At 66.6% G+C, this 6,215-nt stretch carries 5 protein-coding genes; 4 read left to right on the top strand and 1 reads right to left on the bottom strand.

Annotation, left to right across the window (positions count from 1 at the left end; all coding sequences use genetic code 11):
• Positions 1-316: 316 nt before the first annotated feature.
• Positions 317-1,678, bottom strand: coding sequence for a glycosyl hydrolase family 28-related protein (locus ACOJUJ_RS16910; protein ID WP_420128075.1), 1,362 nt, complete (start codon positions 1,676-1,678; stop codon positions 317-319).
• 281 nt (positions 1,679-1,959) lie between these two features.
• On the opposite strand from ACOJUJ_RS16910, the gene ACOJUJ_RS16905 reads away from it, so the two are divergent.
• The 4 genes from ACOJUJ_RS16905 to ACOJUJ_RS16890 all read left to right on the top strand — a co-directional run bounded on the left by ACOJUJ_RS16905 (position 1,960) and on the right by ACOJUJ_RS16890 (position 6,133).
• Positions 1,960-3,093 carry an NUDIX domain-containing protein gene (locus ACOJUJ_RS16905; protein ID WP_420128074.1) on the top strand — a complete coding sequence of 378 codons (1,134 nt, stop codon included), beginning with the start codon at positions 1,960-1,962 and terminating at the stop codon, positions 3,091-3,093.
• Positions 3,094-3,201: 108 nt separating this feature from the next.
• Positions 3,202-4,416 carry a quinolinate phosphoribosyl transferase gene (locus tag ACOJUJ_RS16900; RefSeq protein WP_420128073.1) on the top strand — a complete coding sequence of 405 codons (1,215 nt, stop codon included), beginning with the start codon at positions 3,202-3,204 and terminating at the stop codon, positions 4,414-4,416.
• 152 nt (positions 4,417-4,568) lie between these two features.
• Positions 4,569-5,318 carry a cysteine hydrolase family protein gene (locus tag ACOJUJ_RS16895; protein ID WP_420128072.1) on the top strand — a complete coding sequence of 250 codons (750 nt, stop codon included), beginning with the start codon at positions 4,569-4,571 and terminating at the stop codon, positions 5,316-5,318.
• A 287-nt stretch (positions 5,319-5,605) separates the two neighbouring features.
• Complete coding sequence (locus ACOJUJ_RS16890; RefSeq protein ID WP_420128071.1) at positions 5,606-6,133, top strand: O-acetyl-ADP-ribose deacetylase; 528 nt, start codon at positions 5,606-5,608, stop codon at positions 6,131-6,133.
• Positions 6,134-6,215 lie beyond the last annotated feature (82 nt).

Here is a 6,215-nt window from a genome sequence, read left to right as displayed (position 1 = left end):
CAACATCGGAAGGTACAGAGGAACCGGGAACCGCCAGAGAAACAGAGGTGATCCGCATTCCTCCTCTGTTCCTCTGGCTGTTCTCTGTTCCTCTGTACCCTGACCTCTGTTTTCGGTAGCCCGACGTGAGGTGAGGTGGTTTGCCGGATTTGGTATGAGATGTAGTTGTAAAGGCCAGAATGCACAGAGAATTAGCAGAAAAAATATGACTCTGCGTACCTTCCGCCGCGCCGGGTTGTGGAGACTAAATGGCACGCCAGTGGGTTGCGCTGGCGTGCCATTCTCGCGTTCCCGCCGGCTGGCATTGCCCGGCGGCTCAGATCGATTGCCGCCAGACGCGGACGCGGTAGGTCGCGGCGGGCGGATCGGCGCTGGCGGCGCTGATGTTCTGCACCCGCACGCGCACCGTGTTCGCCGCGCTGACGCTCGCCGACACTTCGAACGCCTGGCCCAGGTCGGTGCCCCCTGCGGTAGCGGCAGAGACGCTCTCCACGTAGTCACCCGCCGTCACGCCGGTGACCGTGATGTCGAAGTGGCCGGACGCGCCGGCGGCGAGGGTGCCAACATCCGACGACGCGCTCCCTTCCAGGACCGACTCCGACACATTGTGGAAAACGGCCCTTCCATCAAGGAACTTGCCGCCCTGATTCGTGTGGTCGTAGAAGATGTTGCCGGCCGTAAACAACCAGTAGACATTCGCCACGCCCTGGATGAGTGCGGCGGACGAGCCCATGTTCGAGAAGCCGTTGGCGATGAGCGTCAGCCCGGCGCAGTAGGATTGCACCTGGATGGCCGCCGTTCCCCCAGGCTGCGTGAAGTCGTTGCCCTGCAAGCAGATCGACCCGGGCTGGCCTACGCCGCGCCCGGAGAGTGTCAGGTACGTGGTGATGACGTTGATCGGTGCCGCTTCCCACTCGCCTCCCTGTACCAGCAGCTTCGTGACGCCCGCGACCCGAAGGTGGGCAACGCTCGCGTAGTTGTAGTTGTTGTCACGGATCACGTGATCGACGCCGCCGTCGTCCAGAATCGAGTACTGGCCGCAGCCGTTGAACTGGCATTCGCGGATTGTGATCCGGTTGGTGTAGCCTCCGCCGGCGGTCGAGTTCAGGTCCGGTCCGTTCACCAGCCAGATGCCCGCCGTGATGCACGTCGTGATGTCGCAATTCGCGACGGTGATGATCTCGGACTGGTCCATGACGACCCCATACTTCCAGCCGTCGATGAAGCAGTCGCGCAGAACCCACTCGGTGCCTCCCTGGTCGTAGACGCCGAAGCCCGTTGAGCCGGACCCTGGCCCTGAGACGCGCAGCCCCTCAATTCGGCAGAATGTCTGCGTGCTCGAGTTGATGGGATGAATCATCGTGATCCCGTGCGTGCCGGCTCCCCCGGTAAACACGAGCCGCGTGTTCACCATCCCATCCCCCTTGATGTCCACCGCTCTTGGCAAGGGAAGCGCCTGCGAAAGCTTGTACGTCCCGTGCGGAACGTACAGGGTTCCTCCGCCAAGGGTGGATGTGACGCGCGACGCCAGGTAGTTGAACGCGCTGGTAAACGCGGCGGTGTCGTCCGTCACTCCGTCGCCGACGGCTCCGTAATCCTTGACGGAAACCGTTTCACGCAGCCGGCTTTCTACCGTACGTGTCACTGCTCCGTTGCCGGCCTGGATGTACGTAGACATGGTTCCCTCCTTGCTTTGGAGTACCGTTCCGCGGTGAATCGTACCACGATCCCCGTTTTCAATCTCATGTCCTGAAACAAACGCGTCAACGGAAATTTTGTGCTAATTATCCGCTCTATAAGAGATCTTTCATGTGCCGAAAAGGTCTCTGCAGGTGTCGAGGAGTGGGGATCGACCCGTCGAAGGGCGGATATTCTTCGCTCTCCCTTGCGCCGGCCCAGCCCGGCGGCGTAGTTCTCGCGATGAGAACGTCCGGCACCCATCCCCCTGCGCCGCGCGCCGTGAGCGACGAGATCAAGGTCCCTGTAGACGAGCCGGTGCCCGACTGGGCGTCGAGCTACAACGCCAAGGAGTATCCGCGGCAGTCCGTTACGGGCGACGCGGTGGCGCTGGCGCTGGATACCTGCGGCGCGCGCGGTACCGTGCGCGCGCTGCTGGTGGAGCGCGGCGGCGTGCCGTACCAGGGGCTGGACGCGTGGCCCGGCGGCTTTATGGACTGGGATGGCGACGAGGACACGCGCCAGGCCGCCATCCGCGAGCTGCACGAGGAAACGGGGCTGCAGGCGCCGGAGTTCGTGGAGGCGCTGGGCAGCTACAGCCGCAACGGCCGCGACCCGCGCCAGTTCGCCGGCTACCGCGACGAGGCGACGGGGGAGTGGATTGCCCGCGGCGCGCGTGTGACCACGGCGGCGTACCTGATGCTCACCGCCCGCGCCGTGGAGCCCCAGCCCGCCGACGACGCGGCCCGCGCGCACTGGGCCGACGTCTACGACTACCTGCCGTGGGAAGACCTGCGCGACGAGCGCCGCCAGGCGAGCCTCGGGTCCATCGTACAGGCGCTGGACGGCTGGGCGCACACGGCGCCGGACGGCGTGGAGCGCGTACGCGAGCTGTTTGGCCTGCGCGACTGGAACGAGGAGCGCACGGCGGAGCGGTGGGCGCTGCTGATGGAAGCGGAGCTGGTGCCCGAAGCGCGGCGCGACGTGTGGGGCAGGGCCCAGCGGCGCGAGGACGACGGGCTCTTTGGGCGCGAGATGGCGTTCGACCACCGGCAGATCCTGGCCGACGCGCTGGGCCGGGTGCGCGGCAAGATCAAGTACACGCCCGCCGCACTGATGGCGCTTACCGGACCGGAGGCCACGCTTGACGAGCTGCAGGCCGCCTGCGAGGCCGTCGCCGGGCGGCCGCTGCACCGGTCGAATTTCCGCCGTGCGGTGGCGCCCGCGGAGCACGGCAAGTCGCGCGCGCCCCGCATCGTTGCGCGCACGGGCCGGCGGCGCCCGCGCGAAGGAAAGGGGCCCGGCGTGGCGCCGGAGCTGTACGCCTTTCTTCCCGACGCCGTCCGCGCGCGGCTGGACACGTCGATTCGCTTTCCCTGGCTGCACCTGGCGCCGGAAGACGAGGGGAGTGCGTGAGAAGTGCGAAAGTACGAAAGTACGAAAGTACGAAAGTACGAAAGTACGTGAGCATGTGATGGCCTGCATCCGTGCAGGCTGTTCCCTATTCCCTGTTCCCTGATCCCCATGACCGGGACTCCCAGCGACCCGACGCAGCGTAGCCAGCAGCTGCACCAGGGCCTTCGCGGCTATCCGTGCGAGATCTTTCAGTTCGATCCGCGGATCAAGACCGGGTGGCTCTCGGACCGCTACTTTGTGCGTACGGCAAACACGCTGCGCCACGCGGGGCGTGACCCCGTCATCACCATGCAGGTGTTCGCCAAGCACCGCGGCGTGCTGGCCGGCGTGTACGAGGCGCTGCGCTTGCTGCAGACGCAGCTGGCGCCCGGCTTCGACTTCGCCGAGCTGCGGGTGGAGACGCTGCTGGAGGGCGACGACATCAATACGGGCGGCGAGGACGACTGGGAGCCGGTGATGCACGTCACCGGGCGCTACGGCGGCTTTGCGCACCTGGAAACGCCGCTGCTGGGCGTCCTGGCGCGGCGCAGCCTGGTCGCCAGCAACACGCGCACGGTGGTGGACGCGGCGCGCGGCAAGCCCATCATCTTCATGGCGCCGCGGCACGACGACTGGCGCGTGCAGACGCCGGACGGCTACGCGGCGCAGGTGGGCGGCGCCGCCAGTGTGAGCAGCGACGCGGCGGGTGCGTGGTGGGGACAGCGCGGTGTGGGCACCATGCCGCACGCCATGATCGCCGCCTTTGCGGGCGACACGGTTGAGGCGACGCTCGCCTTTGCGCGCTACCTGCGCGACGAGGAGCCCGACGTGCAGGTGATGAGCCTGGTGGATTACGACAACAACGCCGTCGAAACCTCGCTGGCCGTCGCGCGGGCCATGCGCGCGGAGTTTGGCGACGGCGTGCTGACCGGTGTGCGCGTGGACACCAGCGAGCGGCTGATCGACGATTCGCTCATCGGCGACCCGGAGGTGTGGGGGCGCGCCAAGCTCACGGGCGTCAACGCTTACCTTGTGCGGAAGATGCGGGCGGCGCTGGACGCGGAGGGCTTCACCTACGTCGGCATCGTGGTCAGCGGCGGATTCACGCCCGACAAGATCGGCCACTTCGAAAAGGAAGGCGTCCCCACCGCGGCGTACGGCGTAGGGAGCAGCCTTCTGGGCCACAGCCGCGGCGACCACGGCCTGCTCACCGACTTCGACTTTACCGCCGACCTCGTCCAGGTCGACGGCAAGCCCGAGGGCAAAGTCGGCCGGACGATGCGTGACAACCCGCGGTTCGTGACGCTGGATTGGGGGCAGGTGGATGGGGAGGGAAGTGCGTGAGTGCGGAAGTGCGAAAGGTACGAAGGTACGAAGGTACGAAAGTACGAAAGTACGAAAGTACGAAAGTACGAAAGTACGAAAGTGACCTGTAATCTCGTCGTTTGCAGGCTATTCCCTATTCCCTGTTCCCTATTCCCTCAAGGGTTCAGCACATGACCGACCGAACCGCGAGGACGTCCGCCCCCGCCGCCCCCGCCCGCATCGGCTGGATCGTCGACGTGCAGAACGACTTCATGCTGCCGCCGGAGCAGGGCGGACGGCTGTACGTGCACGACCTGTTCGACGGCGGCGTGGACCGCGGCGCAATCCAGATCGTGCCCCAGCTGGTCCACGCCGCCGATTGGATGCGCGCCCACTGCGCCGCCGTCGTCTACACGGGCGACTGGCACGCGCACGACGACGCGGAGATCGATCCCGTGGCGCCGGACGCGTCCAGGGGTACCTATCCGCCGCACTGCATGGGGCTTTCGGAAGATGCGGACGAGCGCGAGGGCGCCCTCATCATCCCCCAGATCCGCCCTACCGATCCCGTCATCCTTCCGCGCGACGCGACGGACGAGGACGCAGATGACGCCGCCCGCGCCGCCGTGGACGAGCGGCGGCCGGTGTTCATCCAGAAAAGCCGGTTCAGCGTCTTCGAAGGCAATCCCGCGACGGATGCGCTGCTCGGCGCGTTCCGCGACAGGCTCGATGCCCCGCTGGAGGTGTGGATGATCGGCGTGGCGCGCGACGTGTGTGTGAAGGGCGCGATGGAGGGGATGCTGGATCGCCGCATCCCCGTCACCCTGGTCACCGACGCCACCTGGGGGCTGGGCCTCGAAAGCGAGGCCGAAAGCCTGGCGCGGTGGATGGACGGCGGTGCCGCGCTGGTCACCACGCGCGGGCTGGAACTGCGGCGCTGAGGATGCGGAGCGGCGGGTGCGTGGCCGTGGCCGAAATCCGCCCTCGTGGGCGGCAAAGCCGCGGCTCGAAGGGCCATAAACGCCGTCTTTGCTCGTTCCTCGCAAACGGGGCTTCAACCGGGCTACGCGTACCAGAGAATCGGACTCGGCCAAGCGCTCATGGGATTGAAGCCCGGTCTGGCGACGCTTCCGGCGAGCCAGGACCGGGCTTGTGGCCGTTGGAGCCGCGGCTTTAGCCGCCCACGAGCAGGCGTGCACATCCATCCACCCCACTCCGTCCTTGTCCCATGACTACACCGCTCTCCCACCGCATCGAGGTCGTGCAGGGTGACATCACGAAGCTGGACGTGGACGCCATCGTGAACGCGGCCAACTCGTCGCTGCTGGGCGGCGGCGGGGTTGACGGGGCCATTCACCGCGCCGCCGGCCCGGAGCTGGTGATGGAGTGCCGGATGCTGAACGGATGCAAGACCGGACAGGCCAAGATCACCGGCGGCTACCGGCTCCCCGCGCGATGGGTAATCCATACCGTGGGACCGGTATGGCAGGGCGGACAAGAAGGGGAGGACGCCCTGCTGGAAAGCTGCTATCGCGAGTCGCTCAAGATCGCCCGCGACAAGGGGTTGCGCACGGTCGCCATACCGGCGATCAGCACGGGAGTTTACCGGTTTCCGGTGCATCGCGCCGCGCGCATTGCGGCCCGCCAGACGGCGGACTTTCTTGGCGCAAACGCCCTTCCGGAGCGGGTGATCCTCGTCTGCTTCGGCACCGACTCTTACACAGAATACTTGACGGCGGTGCAAGAAGCCGTTTAAATGTCTCCCACACGGCAACATTGCACACCCTCCGGCCCTCGACGCCCGTCGCACGGCCATGCTCGCCGGGTATATCCGCTCG

Source organism: Longimicrobium sp. (assembly GCF_048594345.1).
Classification (GTDB): domain Bacteria; phylum Gemmatimonadota; class Gemmatimonadetes; order Longimicrobiales; family Longimicrobiaceae; genus Longimicrobium.
This window is presented reverse-complemented; position numbering and strand designations above follow the sequence as displayed.